Source organism: Streptomyces sp. DH10, from assembly GCF_029813805.1.
Lineage (GTDB): Bacteria > Actinomycetota > Actinomycetes > Streptomycetales > Streptomycetaceae > Streptomyces > Streptomyces coeruleofuscus.
The window spans coordinates 160,596-185,215 of record NZ_JARVKU010000003.1 but is presented as its reverse complement, the minus strand read 5'-3'; the positions used below and the strand labels follow the sequence as shown (position 1 = coordinate 185,215).

General features: G+C 72.0%; 18 protein-coding genes. 10 read left to right on the top strand and 8 right to left on the bottom strand.

Annotated elements, in window-relative coordinates:
- Window positions 1–133: 133 nt before the first annotated feature.
- Entirely contained in the window at window positions 134–889 is a 756-nt protein-coding gene (locus tag QC385_RS07710) for a polysaccharide deacetylase family protein (RefSeq protein ID WP_279540526.1), read from the top strand.
- Window positions 890–901: 12 nt separating this feature from the next.
- Here QC385_RS07710 and QC385_RS07705 read toward each other — a convergent pair whose 3' ends face one another.
- From QC385_RS07705 to QC385_RS07685, 5 genes are all read right to left on the bottom strand, one after another.
- Window positions 902–2,053, bottom strand: coding sequence for a glycosyl hydrolase (locus QC385_RS07705; RefSeq protein WP_279540525.1), 1,152 nt, complete (start codon window positions 2,051–2,053; stop codon window positions 902–904).
- Window positions 2,050–2,490 carry a hypothetical protein gene (locus QC385_RS07700; RefSeq protein WP_279540524.1) on the bottom strand — a complete coding sequence of 147 codons (441 nt, stop codon included), beginning with the start codon at window positions 2,488–2,490 and terminating at the stop codon, window positions 2,050–2,052. The genes QC385_RS07705 and QC385_RS07700 overlap by 4 nt, the downstream gene beginning before the upstream one ends.
- A complete protein-coding gene (locus QC385_RS07695) occupies window positions 2,487–4,301 on the bottom strand; it encodes a glycosyltransferase (RefSeq protein ID WP_279540523.1) in 1,815 nt (604 codons plus the stop codon). The genes QC385_RS07700 and QC385_RS07695 overlap by 4 nt, the downstream gene beginning before the upstream one ends.
- Before the next feature lie 390 nt (window positions 4,302–4,691).
- Window positions 4,692–7,082 (bottom strand): lipopolysaccharide biosynthesis protein, encoded by a 2,391-nt coding sequence (locus tag QC385_RS07690; protein ID WP_279540522.1) that lies wholly within the window; start codon window positions 7,080–7,082, stop codon window positions 4,692–4,694.
- Window positions 7,075–8,280: a DegT/DnrJ/EryC1/StrS family aminotransferase gene (locus QC385_RS07685; RefSeq protein ID WP_443032867.1), complete on the bottom strand. Its 1,206-nt coding sequence runs from the start codon at window positions 8,278–8,280 to the stop codon at window positions 7,075–7,077. Before QC385_RS07685 ends, QC385_RS07690 begins: the two co-directional genes overlap by 8 nt.
- A 379-nt stretch (window positions 8,281–8,659) precedes the next feature.
- Between QC385_RS07685 and fahA the strand changes: the two genes are divergently transcribed.
- The 8 genes from fahA to QC385_RS07645 all read left to right on the top strand — a co-directional run bounded on the left by fahA (window position 8,660) and on the right by QC385_RS07645 (window position 18,260).
- On the top strand, window positions 8,660–9,871 hold the full coding sequence (gene fahA / locus QC385_RS07680) for a fumarylacetoacetase (RefSeq protein ID WP_279540520.1): 1,212 nt from the start codon (window positions 8,660–8,662) through the stop codon (window positions 9,869–9,871).
- A 314-nt stretch (window positions 9,872–10,185) separates the two neighbouring features.
- Window positions 10,186–11,124: a M56 family metallopeptidase gene (locus tag QC385_RS07675; RefSeq protein ID WP_279540519.1), complete on the top strand. Its 939-nt coding sequence runs from the start codon at window positions 10,186–10,188 to the stop codon at window positions 11,122–11,124.
- A 220-nt stretch (window positions 11,125–11,344) separates the two neighbouring features.
- Complete coding sequence (locus QC385_RS07670) at window positions 11,345–12,133, top strand: GntR family transcriptional regulator (RefSeq protein ID WP_193505565.1); 789 nt, start codon at window positions 11,345–11,347, stop codon at window positions 12,131–12,133.
- A 33-nt stretch (window positions 12,134–12,166) separates the two neighbouring features.
- Complete coding sequence (locus tag QC385_RS07665) at window positions 12,167–12,394, top strand: 4Fe-4S dicluster domain-containing protein (RefSeq protein WP_279540518.1); 228 nt, start codon at window positions 12,167–12,169, stop codon at window positions 12,392–12,394.
- Between the two features lie 29 nt (window positions 12,395–12,423).
- Entirely contained in the window at window positions 12,424–13,770 is a 1,347-nt protein-coding gene (locus tag QC385_RS07660; protein ID WP_279540517.1) for an ABC transporter substrate-binding protein, read from the top strand.
- A complete protein-coding gene (locus QC385_RS07655) occupies window positions 13,767–14,645 on the top strand; it encodes an ABC transporter permease (protein WP_279540516.1) in 879 nt (292 codons plus the stop codon). Before QC385_RS07660 ends, QC385_RS07655 begins: the two co-directional genes overlap by 4 nt.
- On the top strand, window positions 14,629–15,426 hold the full coding sequence (locus QC385_RS07650) for an ABC transporter ATP-binding protein (RefSeq protein ID WP_279540515.1): 798 nt from the start codon (window positions 14,629–14,631) through the stop codon (window positions 15,424–15,426). Before QC385_RS07655 ends, QC385_RS07650 begins: the two co-directional genes overlap by 17 nt.
- 11 nt (window positions 15,427–15,437) lie before the next feature.
- Window positions 15,438–18,260 carry a fumarate reductase/succinate dehydrogenase flavoprotein subunit gene (locus tag QC385_RS07645; protein WP_279540514.1) on the top strand — a complete coding sequence of 941 codons (2,823 nt, stop codon included), beginning with the start codon at window positions 15,438–15,440 and terminating at the stop codon, window positions 18,258–18,260.
- A 44-nt stretch (window positions 18,261–18,304) separates the two neighbouring features.
- On the opposite strand, the gene recQ is transcribed toward QC385_RS07645, so the two are convergent.
- On the bottom strand, window positions 18,305–20,371 hold the full coding sequence (gene recQ / locus QC385_RS07640; protein WP_443032854.1) for a DNA helicase RecQ: 2,067 nt from the start codon (window positions 20,369–20,371) through the stop codon (window positions 18,305–18,307).
- 719 nt (window positions 20,372–21,090) lie between these two features.
- On the opposite strand from recQ, the gene QC385_RS07635 reads away from it, so the two are divergent.
- Complete coding sequence (locus tag QC385_RS07635; RefSeq protein WP_279540513.1) at window positions 21,091–21,315, top strand: hypothetical protein; 225 nt, start codon at window positions 21,091–21,093, stop codon at window positions 21,313–21,315.
- An 84-nt stretch (window positions 21,316–21,399) separates the two neighbouring features.
- On the opposite strand, the gene nuoN is transcribed toward QC385_RS07635, so the two are convergent.
- Both nuoN and QC385_RS07625 read right to left on the bottom strand, forming a co-directional pair.
- Window positions 21,400–23,049, bottom strand: coding sequence for an NADH-quinone oxidoreductase subunit NuoN (nuoN, locus tag QC385_RS07630; RefSeq protein WP_279540512.1), 1,650 nt, complete (start codon window positions 23,047–23,049; stop codon window positions 21,400–21,402).
- Entirely contained in the window at window positions 23,046–24,617 is a 1,572-nt protein-coding gene (locus QC385_RS07625; RefSeq protein WP_279540511.1) for an NADH-quinone oxidoreductase subunit M, read from the bottom strand. Before QC385_RS07625 ends, nuoN begins: the two co-directional genes overlap by 4 nt.
- Window positions 24,618–24,620: the final 3 nt, after the last annotated feature.

Sequence of the window (24,620 nt, the reverse complement as noted above, 5' to 3'; positions counted from 1 at the left end):
ACGCACGCGTGGTGAGAGGCAGGGGGGCGGCAGAGGCCGGGCGGAGCGGGGGGCGCAGGACGGTGAGGGGCCGATATCGCCACCGGGTGCGGCCCGTACCCCGGCCATCCCGGTCTTCCTGTACCACTCCGTGATGGACGACCCGCCCGACTGGATCGCCGAGTTCACGGTCACGCCGAAGCAGTTCGCCGCGCATCTCGACGCCGTGGTCCGCAGCGGCCGTACACCCGTCACGATCAGCACGATCGCCGACCACCTGGCCGGGCGCGCGCCCTTGCCGTCCCGGCCCGTGCTGCTCACCTTCGACGACGGCTTCGCCGATCTGCCCGGGCCCACCGCCGAGGCGCTGGCCGAGCGGGCGCTGCCCGCCACCGCCTATCTCACCACCGGCGCCATCGCCCCGGGCGGCCGCAGTCTGCTGCCGCCCGCGCCGATGATGACCCTGGACCGGGCGGCGGAGCTGGAACGTTACGGCATGGAGATCGGCAGCCACACGGTCACGCACGCACAGCTCGACACCCTGTCCGGCAAGGAACTGGCGTACGAACTGCGCTCGTCGAAGGCCGTGCTGGAGGACGCCCTCGGGCACGAGGTCCGCCATCTCGCCTATCCGCACGGCTACAACAGCCCGCGCGTGCGGGCGATGTCGGCCCGGGCCGGCTACGAGACGGCGACCGCCGTGCGGCACGCGCTCAGCTCCGACCGCGACGAGCGCTACCGCATCGCCCGGCTCATCGTCCGGCGCACCCACACCGTCGCCGACGTCGAGGGCTGGCTGGCGGGCGCGGGTGCCCGGGTCGCGCCGTACCGGGACGGGCCGAAGACGATCGCGTGGCGCTGGTACCGGCGGGCCCGCGCGATGGTGCGCGGGCCCGAGTTCGCGGGCTGATCCCCGCCTGGGTTACTCGAGCGGCTGGTTGAAGTACGGGTCGGCGACCGACTTGCGCAGGCTGTCCCAGGCGGCGTCGTTCGCCAGGGCCAGGTTGCAGTGCGGTCCGGGGTCGCGGTAGTTCCACTGGAGGGCGGCCTTGACGCCCTCCAGGCCCTTCAGCACCCCGGGCACCTGCGCGTACCACTCGGCCTGCCGCTGCGGGCGGGACGGGTCCGCGGCGGTGCCGAACTCCGAGAGCATCAGCGGCTTGTCGTCGGAGATGTTCTTACGGATCCACTCGTGCGCGGCGTGCTGTGTCTGCGCGAAGCTGAGCCAGCCGGTCTTGTGGCAGCGGTAGTAGTTGTACTGGTTGTAGCCGACCCAGTCGACGTACTCGTCGCCGGGATACATCGCCTTCATCTCGTCGGCGTTCTCCAGGTAGCCGGTGGTGATCCACGTCCACACGACGTTGTCGACGCCCAGCTCGCGGAAACGGTCGTGGATGTGCCGGTACGCCTTCACGTACTCGGCGGGGGTGCCGTTGTCCGGCGTGCGGGTGTCCATCTCCAGGTCGAAGGAGAGGAACACCTTCTTGCCGTAGTCCTTGACGCGCCGGGCCTGGACGTCGATGACGGTCCTGTCCAGCTCGCCGGAGGCGATCTGCTTCCAGGTCGGCTGCTGCTTCTTCGTGCCGCCCCACCACTTGCTCTCCCAGGACAGCAGCAGCAGGTGGTCCTCGCCGACGCGCTGTTCCTCCGGAGTGAGCAGCCGGCCCTCCCGGCGGGTGCCCTCGGGCAGGGACATGTCGTGGTACGTGTACACGATGTCGAGCTCACGGCCGACGCGTTTTTCGTAGGCGCGGACCTTCTCCGGCAGGTCGTCCCGCTCGTGCGGCACGAACGCCCCGAACCAGGCGCCGCAGGGTGGTTCCAGGAGCGCCGTGGGGCGGCAGTCCGCCTTGGAACCGGCGGCTCCCGGGTCCGGCCCGGAGGCGTTCCGCAGGGCGAGTACGCCGACCAGGACCGCGCTGACGATCGTGGCGGACGTGATCAGCAGACGGCGCCGGCTCGATGTGAACCGGCCGGCGGACGGCTGCTCCTCGTGCGGCTGGGGCCTCCTGCGGTGCTGTCCGGTCGTGGTCGGCTTGCGGCGAAAGGGACGGTGGGGACGGTTGAACCTCACGGAGCGGAACCCTTCGGTGTCCTCGGTGTCGTCCTCGGCGGCGGGGAGGCGCGCAGCGGCGGACAGAACGCGGCGACTGTGGTCAGCAGCGTCAGCGTCAGCAGCACCCGTTGCGCGCTGAAGGTGTGCGTGGCGATCAGCACGGTCGCGACGAGCATCACGGCGCCGATGCTCAGGAACAGCACCAGCATCAGCCGCTCCAGCTGGTCGGAGTGGCGGGCGAAGTCCGGATCCCGGCGCTCGACGGGTCCTTCGGCCGGCCTCGCCTCCAGCGCGGGGGCGCAGACTCTGACCACGGCCGCGCCCGGCCCCGCCGCCAGGAAGAGGGCGACGGCGGCGCCCCGCAGCGGTGATCCGCCGGGCAGCGCGAGCGCGGCGAGCGCGAGCCAGCCGCTGAACGGCGGCAGCATCCGGACCACGAGTTCCTGCGGTGTCATCGCTCCGCTCCCCCGTCCTGCTTCAGTACGTAGAGCCATCCGGCGCTGTTCTCCGCCACGAGCCGGAACCGTGGCGAGGCGGCGACGGACTTCTGTATCCGGTCCAGCTGCGCCTCGTCGAGCTGCCCGTTCATCTCGGAGTTGGCCAACTGCCCCTGGGTGAGCAGGAAGTAGGCCCGGGCCGGCCGCTCCACCCCGGCCATGTCACTGGCGAGGGTGCCGGCCGGGTCCTTGACGATCCGGTCGACGTGGCTGCGGGCGTCGTCGAGGAACCAGTAGTGGTCGACGCTCCAGTAGGAGGCGTACGCGAGCGGGTAGTTGCGGTTGGCGGCCACGACGAGCGAGCCGTCGGGCGCCTGGTCGAAGAGCTGCCGTACGAGGGCCACTTCCTGCGGCGGGAAGTAGTTGATCCGGTCCTTGCCCGAGTAGGCCGGGACGAACGCCAGGGTTCCGCCCAGCAGTGCGGCCAGCCCCACCCAGGTGCCGATCCCTCGTCCGCGGCTCTTCACGGGGGCGGCCTGCCGGCCGGCGGCCTCCTTCGCCGCGGCGTCGGCGGCCAGCGTACGGACCTTGGGCAGCAGCGCGGCGGCGGCGAAGAACGCGGCGCCGGGCAGCATGAACAGCAGCACCCGGAAGATCATCTCGCTGCCGTAGCTGCTCGCCGCGAACATCGGCAGCGGGGCAGCGGCGATCAGCAGCAGGGGCCGGGCCCGGTGCCGCAGCACCCGTTGGCGCAGGACGCCGAGGGCCGCGAGCAGCAGGACGGAGCCGGACAGCAGCCGGGCCGCCCATGAGGTCGCGATCGCTCCGGTGCCGGTGGGGGTGGCGCCGTACCCCGTCTCCACGTTGGCGCCGACGTCGCCGATGGAGCGGATCATGTCCGGCATCGCCGCGGACAGGAAGGGCAGCGCTGCCGTGAGACACCAGGCGAGGAAGATCACGACGGTGGTGACCACCGGGACCCAGTCGCGGTAGCGGCGGCTGAGGCACAGGGCGAGCAGACAGACGACCAGCATGCCCGGGGTGAGCTGGTGGGAGATGACGATCGCCGTGATCATGACGGTGAGCACCACCGTCCACACGGCCTGCCGGGGCCGCCCGCGCTGCCCGGCGGACCGGCCGAAGCGGCGCAGCACCACGGCCAGGACGCCCACGTGCAGCGCGTAGGCCACGGACTGGGGGGAGAAGTAGTCCTGCCCGACCCAGTTGGCGACGTAGAAGAGCCAGACCGCGGTCCAGATCAGCCGCCGGTCCTCCGTGAACGTGCGGTAGATCAGCAGCAGCGGGACCAGCAGCATCAGGCTGGAGACCAGGGGCCACCAGGCCATGAACATCGCCGCCGAGTCCACGCCCAGCAGCCGCATCAGGGCGGCCTGCGCGGCGAAGAAGCCGGGCCACTGGTCGTACACCGCCATGTCGCCGACCTGGTCGGCCGTTTGCAGGCCGCCCGCCGTCAGCAGATGGTCGATGACCGCCTCGTGCTTCCACGCCCACGCGTACAGCGGGGTCGGGTAGACCACGGCCTGCGTCACCCGCTCCATCACCAGCAGCCCGAGGACGTACGCGGCCGCCCAGGCGCCCGGCCGGCGCGGATCGCGGACCGTGAACCAGAACCCGGTCGTGAGCACGACGAGACCTGCCCAGAAGGTGGGGTGCAGCGCGGTGACCAGCCCGTAGTCGTCGAGCCGCGACACGTCGGTGTGCCGCACGGCGTACGCCCACAGGGCGAGCGCGACGAGCAGCGGAACGCCGGGCCAGGCCGGAGCGCGCCGCCCGGACCGGGCGGGGGGCAGGTCGGACAGGTCCGTCACGGGCTCATGGGCGGGGCTCGACGACTCCGAGGAGGAGGGGCTGGCGGACTGGCTGGAGGCTTCGGGGCTGCTGCCGGGGGTGCTCGCGCCGTCCCGCGCGGGTGTGGGTTCCGGCGTGGATCTCTCCCTCGGAGTTACTGGCGGACGCACGGTGGTTCCCCCCTGGCGGTTCGGCTCTGTTCGGCTCTGGAGCTTGATCAGTCGCTGGGTCGGCCGTTCGGCCTTGTGCGGTGTGGTAGGGCCCTTCTGATGGATATCCGCAGGAGAAGGGAGCGGCGTTCGGTGCGTGCGATCGGCGTGCGGTGCGGAGGGTCATGTGGCGGAGCCACCTGGCCCTGCGCACCGTGCGGCGAGCGTGCGTGCCGGGCGTCGTGACGCTGCGGAGATCCATCAGAAGGGCCCTCGCCCCATGGCCGACACGGCGCGGCGGCAGACCGGCAGGAGCAGGACGAGTACGGCGAGTACGGCGAGCAGGGGCGGCGCGACCGGTGCCAGCGCCTCACGCCACACCCAGCCGCCGACCGCGACGAGATACAGAACCCCCCAGCGCCCCGGCCACGGCAGCCGTCCGCCCGCGCTCGCGAGCAGCAGCCACAGCGGTACGAGGCACAGCAGCTGGCAGACCGGCGGCGCCCAGCGAAGCAGCGGCTCGGGCCCGTCGAGCCCGAACGCGTCCGCGAGGAAGCCGGCCGTCTTCACATACAACGCCCCGTCCACCGGCCGCGGTTCCCGCCCGAGGGCGACCGGTGCGGCGTACATGGCGAGCAGGGCGGTGTACAGCGCCGTGCCGGGCAGCGACGGGTCGCGCCGGGTGCACAGCGTGATGGCGGCGACGAACACCACGAGCAGCAGGCCTCCCGCGGTGAGCGACGGCAGCGGCAGGCCCTCCATCAGCTGACGTCCCGTCAGTGCCGCTTCGGCGGCACCGTCGAGCCAGGGCAGGTCGCGCAGCGGCGCCCAGAAGAAGACGGTGGCGACGCCGAGCAGGCCCCAGAGGGCGCCTCTCAGCCGCCGCTCCCGGGTGTCGTCCTCGGCACCGGCGGTTTCCTCGTACCCGCCGGTCTCCTCGTGGTCGGCGGTTCCCTCGCGCTGGGGTGCTCTCGGCTCCCGGAGACCGTCACGCTCCTCGCCAGCATCCGCCGTCTCGACGGCCTCGGCCTCGTCGGCGATCGCCCCCTTCTCCGCGGCGCCCGGATGATGCGGCCCGTCGGGATGATGCGGCCCGTCGGGATGGTGCCGCCCGTCCGGATGATGCGGCCGCACGATCAGCGCCAGCGTGTCCGCCTGGAGTGCCTCACGCTCGTATCCCGGGCGCCCTATAAACAACGTGACCGTGTCCTCGTCGCCCTCCTTGGGCTGGTACGCGGCCCGGCGGGCCCAGGTCGTGCCGTACCCGGCGGTGGCGTTCAGTTTCGCCCAGCGGGTGCCGTAGGAGGGGTCGGCGGGCGTACGGACCGCGGGGGCGCTGTCGTTGTGCCGCAGCGCCGCGCGCAGCCCGGCCGTGGAGATGACGGCGATGAGCGTCATGCTCAGCAGCACCGCCCAGCCGGCCCCCGCGATCCCGGCCGGGGTGAACAGCACGGCCGCGCTGCCCAGCACCAGGACGCACATGGCGCCTTGGAGCGCGGCGAGCACACCCGTGCGCCCCTGTACGCGCAGTACGCCGATGTACAGCTCCACCACCACCCGCGGCAGCGCGCCGAGGGCGAGCAGCCGCAGCACGGTCGAGCCGTGCTCGGCGTAGTCCGGGCTGAAGGGCGTGAGGATGTAGGGGGCGAAAAGGACCAGCACCAGCACGACCGGGACCAGCAGCAGCGTCATGCGCCGCAGGGCGCCCCGGACTCCGTCGGCGAGCTGTCGCGGGTCGTGGGAGGCGTGCGCGGTGAGGGACGAGGCCATGTTGATGGCCATGAACTCCATCGTGCCGCCGACGGTGTACGCCACGTAGAAGTAGCCGTTCTCCGCGGCGCTGAAGCGGACCGCGACCATCACCGGCAGCAGGTTGATCATCGCCAGGCTGAACAGCGCGCCCAGCGAGTCCCCGGCCAGGAAGCGGCCCATGTCGCGGAATTTCGGGGGCTCCTTCTCGCGCTCGAGCTCCGCCTGGCGCGGGATGAGCCGACGGAAGATCAGCCAGCCCAGCGGCAGTGTGGAGAAGGCGATCGCGACGGCCCAGGAGACGAAGATGCCGAGGACGGGCAGCGTGCCGGCGAAGACGGCCAGCAGGACCAGCTTCCCGACCGAGAACACCGCGTTCCCGGCCGGCACCCACTCCGCCTTGCGCAGCCCGGTGAGCACCCCGTCCTGGAGCGTGAGCAGCGCCCAGGCCACGCACGCCGCGACGAACACCGCGCCCGCCATGGGCGTGCCCAGAGGGGCGTACGACGCTCCCCACGCGTCGAGCGTGAGCAGGAAGACGGCGGCGGCGAGCGCCACGATCAGCGAACTGGCCGCGTACGTGCCCCACACCAGACGCCCGGTCTCCCGTCCCGCGCGCGGGACGAACCGGACCACCGCGCCGATCATCGTCGTCGCCGTGATGCTGGCGAGCAGCCGCATCGCGGCGATGGCGGCGGAACCCTGGCCGACGGCCTCCTCGGAGTAGTAGCGGGCGGCCACCAGCCAGAATCCCAGGCCCAGTACGGCGGACACGCCGGTGCTGAGCATGAGGAAGTACGCGTTCTTGAACAGCGAGTCGTGCGTGTGCTCGTCGGCGGCGGGCTTCGGTCCGCCGCCGTCGGCGCGCGTGGTGGCGGGCTCGTGCACCTGGATCTCAGCCACGGGACTGATCCAGCCTTCCCGAGGCCGGTCTGCCTGAGGCCGGCCTGTCGCGGGGTGGTTCTCCCGGTGCCTCGACCGGCCGTGCCCCGGACCGCTCCAGCACCTCGACGACCGTCCGGGCCCGCAGCGGGTCCACGGGCAGCGCGTGCCGCGCGAACCAGCGGGCCGCCTCGGGGGCCGGTGAGGGGTCGGTGAACTCCGCGCCGGCGTAGTCGTCCAGGGGCGGGTCGTAGAGGTAGCCGACGACGACGCCCTGCCGTGCCAGTGCGGCGATCGCCGCGTCCCGGTCCGCCACGAACAGCGGGACGCGGAACAACGGCTGAGTGCCGTACGCGTCACGCGGCTTGGCCCAGGGCGTGGACAGCAGCAGCTCCGTGCCCGCGCGGCAGGCGTCCAGCACGTCGTCCAGCCGGTCGAGCTTGTGCCCGATGCGCCGCAGGCGCAGGCGGCCGGACTCCTGGCGGTAGTCGTGCATGTCGACGCGTACCCAGGGGTGGTGGGCGTCGAGCCCGGGCGCCCGGCGGGCGGCGTGCGCGAGTTCGTCAGGGCGCAGCGGCATCCGGATCTCCTCCCGGTCCGCCAGCCCCAGCAGCCGGATCGCGGCCCAGGCGGCGCGCCGCAGCCGCAGCCCGCGCACCGCCGCCTCCGCGTACGGCCGGACCGCGTAGGCGAGTTCGGAGCTCGTTCGGCGCGGTGCGAGCAGTCCCGCGCAGGTCTTCTCCACCGCCTCGCGCAGCCCCGGGTCGGCGAGGGAGAGCATGCCTCCGGCCTTGGCCCCGACGTGCTTGGACAGGCTGAACGCGGAGGCCTCGCCCCACGCCCCGACCGGCCGGTCCCCCGCCCGGCTGCCGATGGCGTGCGCCGCGTCCTCGAACAGCGGGATTCCCAGCGCGTCGCACTTCTGCCTGAGGCGCGGCGCCGGGTCCGGGTTCCCGTACAGGTTCGTCGTGAGCACGGCCGACACCGATCTCCACGTCCCGTCCGGCACGGCATCGATGTCGATGGAGGCGTCGAGCGGGTTCAACGGCGCCTGCACCGGGCGCAGTCCGGCCGCGAGCACGACGAAGAAGATGACGTCGTCGTTGACCGGCGACATCAGCACCCGCCCGCCGGGCGGGCACCAGTGGCGCAGCGCCACGTACAGCCCGAAACGACATGACGGTACATACACGCATTCCCGGCCGAGCCGCACGCGCATGGTCTCTTCCAGCCCTTTGAGCTGCGAACCATGCCGTACCGAGCCCGGACCGGCCTCCCCAATGGCCATCCGCCCCCCTGGTGTGCCGTCGGAACGCCCCCTCCCCGAGGCCTTCCGGCACCCGCCCAGAGTCGCCCCGTTCGCACCGCTCCGTCAAGATTGCGTCGCGTCCTGTGGATAACTTCCGGCACGCACGAATGGGGCGTCCCGTCCGCCGCGCCGGAGTCGCACCGTCCGGTCCCACCCGGTCCCACCTGCCCCGTTCGCCCGTATCCGCCTCCTCGGACACTGCCCAGGACCGGTGTGCCACCCGTAACGTGTGGCACGACCACGAACACGTGGCGACGACATGGCACACCCGAAAGCGAGGCAGCACCCGATGCCCCCCTTCGATGTCCCCGAGGGCGACCCCTTCGGTCCGCACAACCTGCCGTACGGCGTGTTCTCCCTGCCCGGTTCCTCCGACCGGACCGTGGGCGTCCGGCTCGGCGACCATGTGCTGGACGCCGGCGCGGCGGCCCACGCCCTCGGCTCCCCGTACGCCTCCCTGCTCGCGCGGCCGACCCTCAACCCGCTGCTGGCCGCGGGCCGCACCGCCTGGTCGGACGTACGCCGGGCGCTGACGGCCTGGGTGTCCGTGCCGTCCCACCGCGAGACCGTCGAACCGATGTTCCACCCCCTGTCCTCGGTGACCCTGCACCTCCCCTTCGAGGTCGCGGACTACGTCGACTTCTACGCCTCCGAGAACCACGCCCGGAACGTCGGCCGGATCTTCCGCCCCGACGCCGAGGACTCCCTGACCCCCAACTGGAAGCACCTGCCGATCGGCTACCACGGCCGCTCCGGCACGGTCGTCGTCTCGGGCACGGACGTCGTACGCCCCTCGGGCCAGCGCAAGGCGCCCGCGGACCCGGCTCCCGTCTTCGGTCCGTCCGTCCGGCTGGACATCGAGGCGGAGGTCGGCTTCGTGGTCGGCGTGCCGTCCCGGATGGGCGAGCCGGTGTCTCTCGACGACTTCCGCGAGCACGTCTTCGGCCTCTGCCTCCTCAACGACTGGTCGGCGCGCGACATCCAGGCCTGGGAGTACGTCCCGCTCGGCCCGTTCCTCGGCAAGTCCTTCGCCACGTCGGTGTCGGCGTGGATCACCCCGCTGGACGCCCTGGAGGAGGCCCGGGTGGCCCCGCCGGCCCGGACGCACGAGCTGCTGCCCTACCTGGACGACAGCGGCGAGGAACCCGGCGGCTACGACCTGCGGATCACCGTCGCCGTGAACGGCCACGTCGTCTCCGAGCCGCCCTTCTCCACCATGTACTGGACGGCCGCCCAGCAACTGGCCCACATGACCGTCAACGGCGCCTCCCTGCGCACCGGCGACCTGTACGGCTCGGGCACGGTCAGCGGCCCGGCGGACCGTGAGCGCGGCTCCCTCCTCGAACTGACCTGGAACGGCCGCGACCCGCTCGAACTCCCCGACGGCAAGCGGACGTTCCTGGAGGACGGCGACGTGGTGACCCTGTCGGCCTGGGCCCCGGGGCCGGACGGCGTGCGGGTGGGGCTGGGCGAGGTGACGGGGCGGGTGGTACCGGCCTGACGGCGCTCCACGGTCCGGGTCCGGCCGGTAACGGCCCGGGTCCGGCCGGTAACGGCCCAGGGCTGGCCGACAACGGCCCGGGTCTGGCCGACAGTCACCCCTCCCGGCGCTTCTGATGCCGCTCGACTCCTGACTCACACCGCCCGGCACCGTCATACTGGGCGTCGGGCGGTGTGCCCGCGCGTGCGCGGCGCACGGCACGTTCGGGGCGCTCGTCGGTGTGCACTTCAGCCACGTCACCGGTGCGCCCGGCAACCGCCCTCCCCCGCACGACCCGTAGCCGCCCCTCTTCCGACCGACCGGAGCCCGTGGCCATGACCGTCTGCCTGCTCCTGCTGAGCGTTGTCGCCGTGACGGCCGCCGTACCCGTTCCCCGTGCGCTGACCCGGGCCGACTGGCCCGAGCGGGAACCGGTGGTGGCGCTGTGGGTGTGGCAGTGCCTGGTCGCCACCGTCCTGCTGTGCTGCGTGACGGCACTCGCCCTGGGCGCCGCCGCCGTCTTCGGCACGGTCCGCGCCCAGCTTTTCGCCCCGGCGCCGCCCGCGGTGACGGCGGCGTACGACCTGTCCACCGCCCCGCCCGGGGCGGCCGCCCTCACCCTGCTGCTGGCCTGCGGTGCCGCCTGGACGACCGCGATGCTCGCGCGTGAACTCGTCGAGGCGCGCCGGCGCCGCGCACAGGCCCGCGCCCACCTCCGCGAACGCGCCCCCGACCTGCCCGCCGGACTGCCCGCCGCCCGCGGCCCCCTCCTGGTCCTGGAGGACGAATACCCCGACGCCTGGTGGATGCCCGGCAGCCCGCCCCAGCTGATCGTCACCACGGGCGCCCTGCACCGCCTCACGGACCACCAGCTCGACGCCGTCCTCACCCACGAGCGCGGCCACGCCCGCGCCCGCCACGACTGGCTGCTGCACCTGTCCACCGCTCTGGCCACCGGTTTCCCCCGCATCCCGCTGTTCGCGCACTTCTGCGACCAGACGCACCGCCTGGTAGAACTGGCCGCCGACGACACGGCGTCCCGCCGCTGCGGCCACCTGACCACGGCCCTGGCCCTGATCGAGCTCAATCAGCACCGCGGCGTCCTGTCCTGCGCCTCCAGCCACCGCCTGCTGGGCGAGCGGGTCGACCGGCTCCTGGAACCGCCGCCCCGGCTGGGCCGCCGGCACCGGGCCCTGACGACCACCACGGCCGCACTGGTCCCGCTGCTGCCCCTGCTGATCGTGTTCGCGCCGGGCCTGACTGCCCTGTCGTAGCCGGACGGGACCGGCGGCCGACGGCGAGTCTCTGTCACAGCCGTACCGGACCGGCGGCCGACGGCGAGTCTCTGTCACAGCCGTACCGGACCCGTGGCCGGTGGCGGATCTCCTCACCGGCCCGCCGAAAACCCAGCTCACCGACCGAACCGGTCGCACTCCCGATGGCGCAACATTCCCGCAACACCACTTTTCCTATCGGATAGGTATGGTCCGAGCCATGCCCAGTGACCGCATCCGAGACCACGCCGGACAGGGAGCCGCGACCACCGTCGCCGCCCACCGCGCGCGGCGCCGGCTGCGCGCCGACCGGGCCCGGCAACTGGCCGACCTGCTCCGCCGGCAGTTGCTCGCCGGTGCCTTCCCCGAGGGCACCCTCCCCCACGAGTCGACCCTCGCCGCCGACTACGGCGCCAGCCGCAACACGGTCCGCGAGGCTCTCGACCTGTTGCGGGCCGAGGGCCTCGTGGAACGCCAGCCCGGCGTCGGCACCGTGGTCGTGGCCCACAAGTACCCCCACGGCCTCGACCGTCTGATGGGCCTCGCGGAAACCCTCCGTGAGCACGGCCGGGTCACCAACGAGGTCCGCACGATGGGCCCCGCCCCGGCACCCGCGCCGGTCGCCGAACGCCTTCACCTCGCGCCCGGCACCGACGTCCTCTGCATCGAGCGCCTGCGCCGCCTGAACGGCCTGCCCCTGTCCCTCGACCTCACCTACATCCCCCTCGACATCGGCACCGGACTGCTCGGCGCCGACCTGGAGAACACCGACGTCTTCCGCCTTCTGGAAGCCGTCACCGGACAAGCCCTCGGCCACGCCGAGATCACCCTGGAAGCGGTCAGCGCGGACCCCCACTCGGCAACCGTGCTCGAGGCCCCGCGCGGCGCCGCCGTCCTCATGCTGGAACGCCTCACCCACCTCGCGGACGGCCGCCCGGTCGACCTGGAGTTCATCCGCTTCCGCGGCGACCGCATCACCATGAGCGGCCTGCTGCACCGCTCCCGGTAACCACCCCGCTCGCGCACTCTCCTGGAGACAGCCATGCCCTTGTCGCCCCAGCGGGCCGACGTGCCCGTGACCATCGACGAGTCGAAGTGCATCGACGGCTGCACGCTCTGCGTGGACATGTGCCCGCTGGACTCCCTCGCCATCGACGAGCGCAACGGCAAGGCCTACATGCATGTCGACGAGTGCTGGTACTGCGGCCCGTGCGCGGCCCGCTGCCCCACCGGAGCCGTCACGGTCAACATGCCCTATCTGCTCCGGTGAGAGGCCCGAACCCCCATGTCCCGAACTCCGTGAAACGCACAGCAGTCGCCGTCTCCGCAATCGTCCTCCTGCTCCCGCTGAGCGCCTGCGGCGGTGACGCCGAGGCCGGCAGCGGCTCCACGGTCACCGTCACCGTCGGCTACCAGTCCAGGACGATCAACACCGTCACGGCGGGAACCCTCCTCCGCTCCCTGGGCTCCTTCGAGAAACAGCTGAACGCCCTGCGCGACGGCGTCCGCTACAAGGTGGACTGGCAGGACTACGCCACCGGCGCGCCCATCACCGCCCAGATGACCGCGGGAAAGATCGACATCGGCTCGATGGGCGACTTCCCGCTGCTCATCAACGCGGCCCGCGGCAAGCAGCTGAACAGCCCGACCCGGCTGGTCTCCGTCACCGGCTACAACCTGCGCGGCGGCCTCAACACCATCGTCACCGCGCCCGATTCCAAGCTGACCTCCCTGAAGGACCTGAAGGGCCAGAAGGTCTCCACCAGCGTCGGCTCGGCCGCCGACGGCACCCTTGTACGGGCTCTCCAGCGCGCCGGAATCGACCCGGACAGCGGCATCGAGAAGCTCAACCAGCAGCCTTCGGTCGGCGCGTCCGCCCTCGCGGCGGGCAGCACGGACGCGCTGTCGCAGTTCGTCGCCTGGCCCGGCCTGCTCGCCTACCAGGGCAAGGCCAAGGCGATCTACGACGGCGCCCGGCTGAACCTGCCCACCTTCCACGGCGTCACCGCCCGCGAGGACTTCGCGCACAAACGCCCGGCCGTGCTGGAGGCGTTCCTGAAGGCCCAGGCGGAGGCGACCGACTACCTGAACGAGCACCCGGTGGACGCCGCCGAGAAGGTCGCGAAGGCGACCGGCCTGCCCGCCGAGGTCGTCTACCTCTACAACGGCGCGCACGGCATCGCCACCTTCGACCCGGCGATCAAGCCGCAGCTCGTCTCCGCGCTGAAGCAGGACGTCTCGGTCCTCAAGTCGGCGAAACTCACCGGCGACGTGGACGTCGACTCCTTCGTCGACGACCAGTACGTGAAGAAGGCCCTCGGAGCGAAGGCGTACGCCGGGCGTCTCGCCACGAAGCCGGCACCGGCCGCGAGCGAGGCCTGGCCCAAGGGCGCCTCGAAGACCGTCACCTTCCCATCCCCCTCCGAACTGCTGCGCTACGTCGCCGGGCACCGCGACGGTCTCCGGGCCGCCTACGTCCCCGACACCACCACCGGCACCCTCTGGTTCGCCGACAAGGCCGTGTGGGTGGCCGACGGCGGCGAACTGCTGCCCTTCGTCGCCCCCGACACGGCGCAGGCGTACGTCGGCGGGCACGCCGGGGCGCGTGTCGTCTCCTACGCCGACGCTCTGGAGCGGGCCTCGTGAAGCGGTATGTGCTCCGGGTGATCTCGCTGGCCGCCGCCCTCGCCCTGTGGCAGGCACTGACCAGCCTGAATGTCGACCTGTGGCTGCGCTTCTCGCAGTTCCCGACGGTCACCGACGTGGCCCGGGCCTTCGCCGCCCGGCTGTCCGGGCCGGACTACTGGACGGACCTCACCGACAGCCTCGTCCGGATCCTCACCGGCTTCCTGCTGGCCGCCGTCCTGGGCGTGGCCACGGGCGTGCTCGTGGCCCGCTCGCGTCTCGCCGAGGACCTGCTCGGCCCGGTGCTGGAGGTGATCCGCCCGATCCCGGCCATCGCGCTCGTCCCCGTCGCGATCCTGCTCTTCCCCTCCAACGAACAGGGCATCGTCTTCATCACCTGCGCCGCCGCCTTCTTCCCGGTCCTGGTCTCCACCCGGCACGCGGTGCGCGTCCTGACCCCCATGTGGGAGGAGGCCGTGCGCACCATGGGCGGCGGCCGGTGGCGGATCCTCGGCTCCGTCGTCCTGCCGGGCGCGCTGCCCGGCGTGTTCGGCGGCCTGTCCGTCGGCATCGGCGTGTCCTGGATCTGTGTGATCTCCGCCGAGATGATCTCCGGCCAGTACGGGGTCGGCTACCGGACCTGGCAGGACTACACCGTCGTCGACTACCCGGGGGTGTTCGTCGGCATGGTCACCATCGGCGTGCTCGGCTGGGTCACCTCCACGGCCGTGGAACTGCTGGGCCGCCGCCTCACCCGCTGGCTGCCCCGCACGGCGTACGCCCCCGGCGCCCGGCCGTCCGGGCCCACCCGTTCCGTGAAGCCCGCGCCGACCGCCCCCGCCGCCGTACCCGGCGGACCCGCATCCGAGGAGGCACGCGATGAGCACCTCGTCTGAGACCGTCCTGAGCACCTCGCCGGAGGCCATCGCCGCCGGCGCCCCGGTCCACGGCACCCGGCTCGCCCTGTCCGGCGCCTCCCTCGGCCGCCCCGGCGCGCCCGCCCTGGACGGCGTCGACCTGGACATCGCCCCCGGTGAGATCCTCACCGTCGTCGGCCCCTCCGGCTGCGGCAAGTCGACCCTCCTGCGCACCCTGGCCGGCCTGCTGCCGCCGCTCGCCGGGGAGATCACCGAGGACGGGAGCCCGCTGACCGGTCCCTCGGCCGACCGCGCCCTGGTCTTCCAGGAGGACGCCCTGCTCCCCTGGCGCACCCTGCGCGCCAACGTCGAACTCCCCCTCGCCATCCGCGGCGTGCCCCGCGCCGAGCGCCGGGAACAGGCCCAGGCCTGGCTGGAGCGGGTCGGACTCGGCACGCGGGAACGGCAGTTGCCGCACCGGGTCTCCGGCGGCCAGCGCCAGCGCGTCCAGCTGGCGCGCGCCCTGGCCGCACGCCCCCGCGCCGTGCTGATGGACGAGCCGTTCGGCGCGCTCGACGCGCAGACCCGCGCGGGCATGCAGGGACTGCTGGTCGAGGTGCTGCACGGCACCGGCGCGACCGTCGTCTTCGTCACCCACGACGTGGACGAGGCACTCTTCCTCGGCGACCGCGTCGCCCTGCTCGGCGCGGGCGGCCTCGTCGCCGTACGGGACGTGCCCCGCCCCCGCGACCGCGGCGCGCACGACGACCCTGCGCGCCTGGCCCTGCGGCGCGACGTCCTCACCTCGCTCGGTACGTGAAAGGCACCCCGGTGACCACCTCCGTGAACCGCCCTGCGGACACCCCCCTGGCCGTCCCGCCCCTGACCGACGCCGAGGAACTGACCTGCGACGTCCTCGTCGTCGGCGGCGGCACCGCCGGCACCATGGCGGCCCTGACCGCCGCCGAGCACGGCGCGAACGTACTGCTCCTGGAGAAAGCCCACGTCCGCCACTCCGGCGCGCTCGCCATGGGCATGGACGGCGTCAACAACGCGGTCATCCCGGGCCGCGCCGAACCCGACGACTACGTCGCCGAGATCACCCGCGCCAACGACGGCATCGTCGACCAGTCCACCGTCCGCCAGACCGCCACCCGCGGCTTCGCCATGGTGCAGCGGCTGGAGTCGTACGGCGTGAAGTTCGAGAAGGACGAGCACGGTGACTACGCGGTCCGCCAGGTCCACCGCTCCGGCTCCTACGTCCTGCCGATGCCGGAGGGCAAAGACGTCAAGAAGGTCCTGTACCGGCAGCTGCGGCGGCGCGAGATGCGGGAGAGGATCCGCATCGAGAACCGGGTGATGCCGGTGCGTGTGCTCACGTCCGGGGGCCGGGCCGTGGGCGCGGCCGGCTTCAACACGCGTACAGGGCGGTTCGTCCAGGTCCGCGCCGGTGCGGTGATCCTCGCGACGGGCGCCTGCGGCCGCCTCGGCCTGCCCGCCTCCGGCTACCTCTACGGCACCTACGAGAACCCCACCAACGCGGGCGACGGCTACGCCATGGCCTACCACGCGGGTGCCGAGCTCACCGGCATCGAGTGCTTCCAGATCAACCCGCTGATCAAGGACTACAACGGCCCGGCCTGCGCCTATGTCGCCAACCCCTTCGGCGGCTACCAGGTCAACCGGCACGGCGAACGCTTCGTCGACTCCGACTACTGGTCCGGCCAGATGATGGCCGAGTTCGCGGCGGAGGTGGCGTCCGACCGGGGTCCGGTCTACCTGAAGCTGAGCCATCTCCCCGAGGAATCGGTCTCCGCCCTGGAGACGATCCTCCACTCGACCGAACGCCCGACCCGCGGCACCTTCCACTCCGGCCGCGGCCACGACTACCGCACCCACGACGTCGAGATGCACATCTCCGAGATCGGCCTGTGCGGCGGCCACTCCGCTTCCGGCGTCCGAGTGGACGACCATGCCCGCACGACCGTCCCCCGCCTGTACGCGGCGGGCGACCTGGCCTGCGTGCCGCACAACTACATGATCGGCGCGTTCGTCTTCGGCGACCTGGCCGGCGCGGACGCGTCCCAGTACCCGGCGTATGAAGGGGAGTTGCCCGGCGAGCAGCTCCGGGAGGCGCACGAGCTGATCTACCGTCCGCTGCGCAACCCCGACGGCCCGCCGCAGCCCCAGGTCGAGTACAAGCTGCGCCGCTTCGTGAACGACTACGTGGCTCCGCCGAAGTCCGGTGCCCGCCTGTCGCTGGCCCTGGAGGCGTTCGAGCGGATGCGCGCCGACATCGCCGCGATGGGCGCCCGCACCGCGCACGAGCTGATGCGCTGCGCGGAGGTGACCTTCATCCGCGACTGCGCGGAGATGGCCGCGCGGTCCTCCCTGGCCAGGACGGAGTCCCGCTGGGGCCTCTACCACGACCGTCTCGACCATCCCGCTCGCGACGACGCGTCCTGGTTCCACCATCTCGATCTGCACAAGTCCCCCTCTGGTGCGATGGAGTTCACGGCCCGTCCCGTGGCTCCCTATCTCGTTCCGGTCGAGGGCTTCACGCCCGTCGGCGGCCTGTCCCGTTCCCTCGGCGAGGTCCACGCCGAGGACGTGGCGACGGCGGGGTCGCGGGATGTGGCGCCGGTGGCGGCCCTGTCCGAAGCGGAAGACTCCGGGCAGGGGCGAACTCCGAGTGAGCGGTACGAGCCCTCCGCTCCCGCCCCGGAGCAGTCCTCCGCCCGCCTGCTCGAACTCGTCGCGCTCGCCGATGAGGAGCCCGAACTCGCCGCCCTCCAGCCGTACCTGAGCGATCCCGTGCCCGCGGTCCGGCGCGAGGCGGTCGCCGTGCTCACCGAGACGCTGCCGCCGGGAACCGGCTCCGCCCTCGCCGCCGCCCTGCGCGACACCACCGCCGAGGTCCGTGCCACCGCGGCCGCCTCACTGCGCGAGCTCGTCGAGACGCTCCCGCCGGAGCCCGAGCTGCGCGACGGCCTCGCCGCCGCCCTGACCGAGCCCGACCCGGTGGTCCGCGCCGCCGCGCTGGACGTCCTGCGTGCCCTGCGCCTCGGCGACGTCGACCTGTTCGCGGACGCCCTGGCGGACTCCGACACAGCCGTCCGTATCGAGGCCGTGCGGGCGCTGGTGTCGGTCGACGCCGCCGGCGAACTGGCCCGAGCGGCGGACACCGACCCGTCCCGCGAGGTCCGGGTGGCGATCGCCAAGGGGCTGGCCACGGTGGGTGCGGAGCGGCTCGCGGATGACCTCCCGTCGGACACCGACCCTGCCGCCGACCTGATCGCCGCGGCCCTCACCGCCCTCCTCGACGACCCCGACGCCCTGGTACGCGCGGCGGCCTACGGGGCACTGGGCACCACCGGCTGCCCGGCATCCCTCACCGAGCGTGCCGTGGCCGCCCTGTCCGAGCAGGCCTGGCAGGTGCGCGCGGGAGCCGCCACGGCCCTGTCCGTCATCGACCCCGAGGTGGCCGTCCCCGCCCTCGCCAAGGCACTCGCGGACGCCAACGCCGATGTCCGCAAGGCCGCCGTCCTGGCACTGACCCGGCACCGCGCCACCGAGGAGGCCCGTGCGGCCCTCGCGACGGCGACGTCGGACGCCGACGCGGATGTCAGGGCGTACGCGGCACGGGCGTTGTGACCGGCCCGGCTCGCCACTCCCCGTGACGTGGCCGGAGCCCGTCGCTACATCCAGTCGTCGGGCTCCGGCTCCATGTCCATCTCGGGCCAGTGGTCCGGCTCCCCCGCCTCCTGACCGGCGGCGGCGTGAGCCGGAGCCCGGCCGGACACCTGGGCCGAGGGTGAGTCGCCCGCAGGAGCAGAGCCTGCCGGTCCGCCCAGTGAGGCGAGCACTTCCAGCACGCCCTCTCCGTACGTGGTGAGCTTCTTCTCCCCCACCCCGCTGATCCCGCCGAGCTCGGCCACGGAGCCGGGCCACACCGTGGCGATCTCCCGCAGCGTGGCGTCGTGGAAGATGACGTACGCCGGGACGCCCTGCTCGCGTGCCTGCTCGGCCCGCCAGGCGCGCAGTGCCTCGAAGGCCGGCAGCAGTTCCTCGGGCAACTCGGCGGCTGCCGTCTTGCTCTTGCGCTCGCCCCGTCCGGAGCCCGAGGACCCCGACGCTCCCGACCGGGAGGTCACCGGCTTCTTCGGCTCCTTCCGCAGCGGCACCTCCCGCTCCCGCCGCAGCACCTCCCCGCTCGCCTCGGTCAGCACCAGCGTGCCGTACTCGCCCTCCACCGCGAGCAGCCCCTGGGCCAGCAGCTGCCGTATCACACCGCGCCATTCGCCCTCGGTCAGCTCGTCGCCGATGCCGAACACCGACAGCTGGTCGTGGTCGAACTGGATCACCTTGGCGGTCCGCTTGCCCAGCAGGATGTCGACGATCTGCACCGCGCCGAACTTCTGCCCGCGCTCCCGCTGGAGCCGCACCACCGTCGAGAGCACCTTCTGCGCCGCGACCGTGCCGTCCCAGGTCTCCGGCGGGGTCAGGCAGGTGTCGCAGTTGCCGCAGGCAGGCTGGTCCGGGTCCTGGCCGAAGTAGGCGAGCAGCTGGCCCCGGCGGCACTGGGCCGTCTCGCACAGCGCCAGCATCGAGTCCAGGTGGGCCTGGGCCCGCCGCCGGAACGCCTCGTCGCCCTCGCCCGACTGGATCAGCTTGCGCTGCTGTATGACGTCGTTCAGCCCGTACGTCATCCAGGCCGTCGACGGCAGCCCGTCACGTCCCGCCCGGCCCGTCTCCTGGTAGTAGCCCTCGACCGACTTGGGCAGGTCGAGGTGGGCGACGAAGCGTACGTCCGGTTTGTCGATGCCCATTCCGAAGGCGATGGTCGCCACCACGACCAGGCCGTCCTCCCGCAGGAAGCGGGACTGGTGGGCCGCGCGCGTACCCGCGTCCAGCCCGGCGTGGTACGGCACCGCCTCGATGCCGTTGCGGCTGAGGAACTCGGCGGTCTTCTCGACCGAGTTGCGCGACAGGCAGTAGACGATGCCCGCGTCGCCCGCGTGCTCCTCGCGCAGGAAGCTCAGCAGCTGCTTCTTCGGGTCGGCCTTCGGCACGATCCGGTACTGGATGTTGGGCCGGTCGAAGCTCGCCACGAAGTGCCGGGCCGACGGCATGTTCAGCCGCTCGGTGATCTCCTGGTGCGTCGCGTGCGTGGCCGTCGCCGTGAGCGCGATCCGCGGTACGTCCGGCCAGCGCTCGCCGAGCAGCGACAGCGACAGGTAGTCCGGCCGGAAGTCGTGTCCCCACTGGGAGACGCAGTGCGCCTCGTCGATCGCGAAGACGGAGATCTTGCCGCGTGAGAGCAGGTCGAGCGTGTTCTCCAGCCGCAGCCGCTCCGGCGCCAGGTAGACCAGGTCGAGCTCACCGGCGAGGAACTCCGCCTCCACCACCCTGCGCTCGTCGAAGTCCTGCGTGGAGTTCATGAACCCGGCCCGCACGCCCAGCGCCCGCAGTGCGTTCACCTGGTCCTGCATCAGGGCGATGAGCGGGGAGACGACCACACCCGTACCGGGTCTGACCAGGGCCGGGACCTGATAGCAGAGGGACTTGCCGGCGCCGGTCGGCATGAGCACCACCGCGTCGCCGCCCGCGACCACGTGCTCGATGACCGCTTCCTGCTCGCCGCGGAAGGCCTCGTATCCGAAGACCCGGTGCAGCGTGGCCAGCGCCGCGCTGTCGCCGGCACCGCCTGGCATGCCGGTCCCGGTCACCGCGTCCACGTCCGTCATCACTTCCGTCCCGCCCATCGCGCCCATCGTCCTGTCCCCCGTGCGTCGCCCCTCGACCACTGCGTCCACCATAGGGGCCCGCACCGACACTCCCGGAGTTATCCACAGGCCCCGCTCGACGGATCGCGTCGCTTCCGTCCCCGGCCCGAACAGACGCCCGGTATCCGGCCCGGATGGGCGGCCCGTATCCAACGCGGATGGACTGCCCGTGCCCATCCCGAACAGACGGCCCGTGCCCATCCCGAACGGTCGGCCCATACCCATCCCGAACGGTCGCCCCGCCTGGCACGCCCCCACCGGCCGGGCGATGCTGCTGACGCGGGACGGGGGAGGCCCGCCGATCCCTCACCGGGCGCGACCGCGCCCCCATGACGGACGCCCGCCTCCGGGCGCCCCTCCGGCAAGGAGCGACACGACATGTCCTTCCTCAAGGCCGCCTGTGCCCTCACGCTGACCACCGCGCTCGCATGCGCCGCGGCCCCCGCCCACGCCACCGGACACGACGACGGAGGCGAGCCCGAACTCGTCCAGACCTACGCCGCCACGCGCCACTACCAGCACGTGAAGCGCGCGATCAAGGACGGCTACCTCCCCGCGGGCCCGTGCACCGCCCTGCCGGGCGAGGGCGGCATGGGCTACCACTACGTCAAGCAGCGGCTCATCAACTCCACCGACCCCACCAAGCCCGCCGGGCTCGCCTACCACAAGGCAAGCACGGCAAGCTTCGTCTCGGAGCCGTGGAGTGGATCGTCCGTGACGCCGACCAGAACGTGGAGACGGACGACGACCGTCCGGTCATGTTCGGCGACCGGCACTTCGACGGGCCGGAGGAGATCCCCGGTCTGGGCATCGTCTACACGCTGCACGCCTGGATCTTCAAGGACAACCCCAGGGGTGTCTTCTACCCCTGGAACCCCAGGGGTGTCTTCTACCCCTGGAACCCCAGGGTGACGTGCCCGTGACCGACCGCCGCCCCTGACACACGTGAGCGGGACCCGGCCCCCAAGGAGACCGGGTCCCGCTCACGTGTACCGCCAGGCCGGGTGTCAGCGCACGAACACGCCTGCCTGTCCCGCCAGATCCAGGAAGTACTGCGGCGCCACACCGAGCACCAGCGTGACCGCCACGCCCACCCCGATCGCCGTGATCGTCAGCGGCGACGGCACGGCCACCGTCGGGCCCTCGGGCCGCGGCTCGCTGAAGAACATCAGCACGATGACGCGGATGTAGAAGAACGCCGCGATCGCCGACGAGATCACACCGATGACGACGAGCGGGGCGGCCCCGCCCTCCGCCGCCGCCTTGAACACGGCGAACTTCCCGGCGAAGCCGGAGGTCAGCGGAATGCCAGCGAAGGCCAGCAGGAACACCGCGAACACGGCCGCCACCAGCGGCGAACGCCGGCCGAGCCCCGCCCACTTGGACAGGTGCGTCGCCTCGCCGCCCGCGTCGCGCACGAGCGTGACCACCGCGAAGGCGCCGATCGTCACGAACGAGTACGCGGCCAGGTAGAACAGCACCGACGAGACACCGTCGGGCGTGGTCGCGATGACACCCGCGAGGATGAACCCGGCGTGCGCGATCGACGAGTACGCCAGCAGCCGCTTGATGTCGGTCTGCGTGATCGCGACGATGGCGCCGCCCAGCATGGTGACGATGGCCACGGCCCACATGACCGGCCGCCAGTCCCAGCGCAGACCGGGCAGGACGACGTACAGCAGCCGCAGCAGCGCGCCGAAGGCCGCCACCTTGGTCGCCGCCGCCATGAAGCCGGTCACCGGCGTCGGCGCGCCCTGGTACACGTCCGGCGTCCACATGTGGAACGGCACCGCGCCCACCTTGAACAGCAGGCCCATCACCACCAGCGCGGCACCGATCAGCAGCAGCGCGTCGTTGCCCATGGTGTCCGCGAGCGCCGGGTTGACGTCCGCGACCGTGCCGTCGACGACCTGCGCGATCGTCGCGTACGACATCGAGCCCGCGTAGCCGTACAGCAGGGCGATGCCGAACAGGGTGAACGCGGAGGCGAACGCGCCGAGCAGGAAGTACTTGACCGCCGCCTCCTGCGACATCAGCCGCTTGCGGCGGGCCAGCGCGCACAGCAGGTACAGCGGGAGGGAGAAGACCTCCAGGGCCACGAAGAGCGTCAGCAGGTCGTTGGCCGCCGGGAAGATCAGCATGCCGGCGACGGCGAACAGCAGCAGCGGGAACACCTCGGTGGTGGTGAACCCGGCTTTGACCGCCGCCTTCTCGCTCTCGCTGCCCGGCACGGACGCGGCCTGCGCGGCGAAGGAGTCGACGCGGTTGCCGTGCGCCACCGGGTCGAGCCGCCGCTCGGCGAAGGTGAACAGGCCGACCAGTGCCGCCAGCAGGATCGTGCCCTGGAGGAAGAGGGCCGGTCCGTCGACGGCGATCGCGCCCATCGCCGCGATGCGCGCCTTGGTCGTGCCGTATCCGTCGGCCGCGAGGGCGACGACCGCGGCGAAGGCGGCCGCGAGGGCGACGACGGACACGAACATCTGGACGTAATAACGCGATTTGCGCGGTACGAACGCCTCGACGAGGATCCCGACGATCGCCGCTCCGACGACGATCAGGGTGGGCGCCAACTGTCCGTACTCGAACTTCGGCGCGTCGATCTTGGTGATCGGTTCGGCCGCGGTTGTCCACAGGCTGTGGACGGCTGTTGCGCTCACTTGGCCGCCTCCACCTCGGGCTGGGGGTCCTTCTTCTGTACGTCGGACATGGTCTGTTTGACCGCCGGGTCGACGATGTCCGTGACGGGCTTCGGGTAGACGCCCAGGAAGATCAGCAGTACGACCAGCGGGGCGACGACCACGACTTCACGCACCCTGAGGTCCGGCATCGCGCTGACCTCGGGTTTCACCGGCCCGGTCATCGTCCGCTGGTAGAGGACGAGGGTGTAGAGCGCGGCGAGGACGATGCCGAAGGTGGCGATGATGCCGATCACCGGGTAGCGCGTGAACGTGCCGACCAGGACCAGGAACTCACTGACGAACGGCGCGAGCCCCGGCAGGGAGAGGGTCGCGAGGCTGCCGATCAGGAACGTGCCGGCGAGCACCGGGGCGACCTTCTGCACTCCGCCGTAGTCGGCGATGAGCCGCGAGCCGCGCCGGGAGATCAGGAAGCCCGCCACCAGCATCAGCGCGGCGGTCGAGATGCCGTGGTTGACCATGTAGAGCGTCGCCCCGGACTGGCCCTGGCTGGTCATCGCGAAGATGCCCATGATGATGAAGCCGAAGTGGGAGATCGACGCGTAGGCGATCAGCCGCTTGATGTCCCGCTGGCCGACCGCGAGCAGCGCCCCGTAGATGATGCTGATCAGGGCCAGGACCAGGATGGCGGGCGTCGCCCACTTGCTGGCCTCCGGGAACAGCTGGAGGCAGAAGCGGAGCATCGCGAAGGTGCCCACCTTGTCGACGACCGCCGTGATCAGTACGGCGACCGGGGCGGTGGACTCCTGCATCGCGTTGGGCAGCCAGGTGTGCAGCGGCCACAGCGGTGCCTTCACCGCGAAGGCGAAGAAGAAACCGAGGAACAGCCAGCGCTCGGTGCTGGTCGCCATGTCGAGCGAGCCGTTGGCGCGGGCCTCGGCGATCTCCGTGAGCGAGAAGTTTCCGGCGACCACGTACAGGCCGATCACCGCGGCCAGCATGATCAGACCGCCGGCCAGGTTGTAGAGGAGGAACTTCACCGCCGCGTATGAGCGTTGCGTCGCCGCCGTCTTCTCGCCGTGCTCGTGGGCACGGTCCCCGAAGCCGCCGATGAGGAAGTACATCGGGATCAGCATGGCTTCGAAGAAGATGTAGAAGAGGAAGACGTCGGTGGCCTCGAAGGAGAGGATCACCATCGCCTCGACGGCCAGGATCAGGGCGAAGAAGCCCTGCGTGGGCCGCCACCGGGTGCTGCCGGTCTCCAGCGGGTCGGCGTCGTGCCAGCCCGCGAGGATGATGAACGGGATCAGCAGCGCGGTCAGCGCGATCAGCGCCACCGCGATGCCGTCCACGCCCAGTTCGTAACGGACGCCGAAGTCCGCGATCCAGGCGTGGGACTCGGTGAGCTGGTAACGCTCGCCGTCCGGGTCGAAGCGCACCAGGACGGTGATCGCCAGGACGAGCGTGGCGAGCGAGAAGAGCAGCGCCAGCCACTTGGCGGCGGTGCGCTTCGCGGCCGGTACGGCGGCCGTGGCGATCGCCCCGACGGCCGGGAGCGCCGCTGTCACTGTCAGCAGAGGAAAGGACATCGG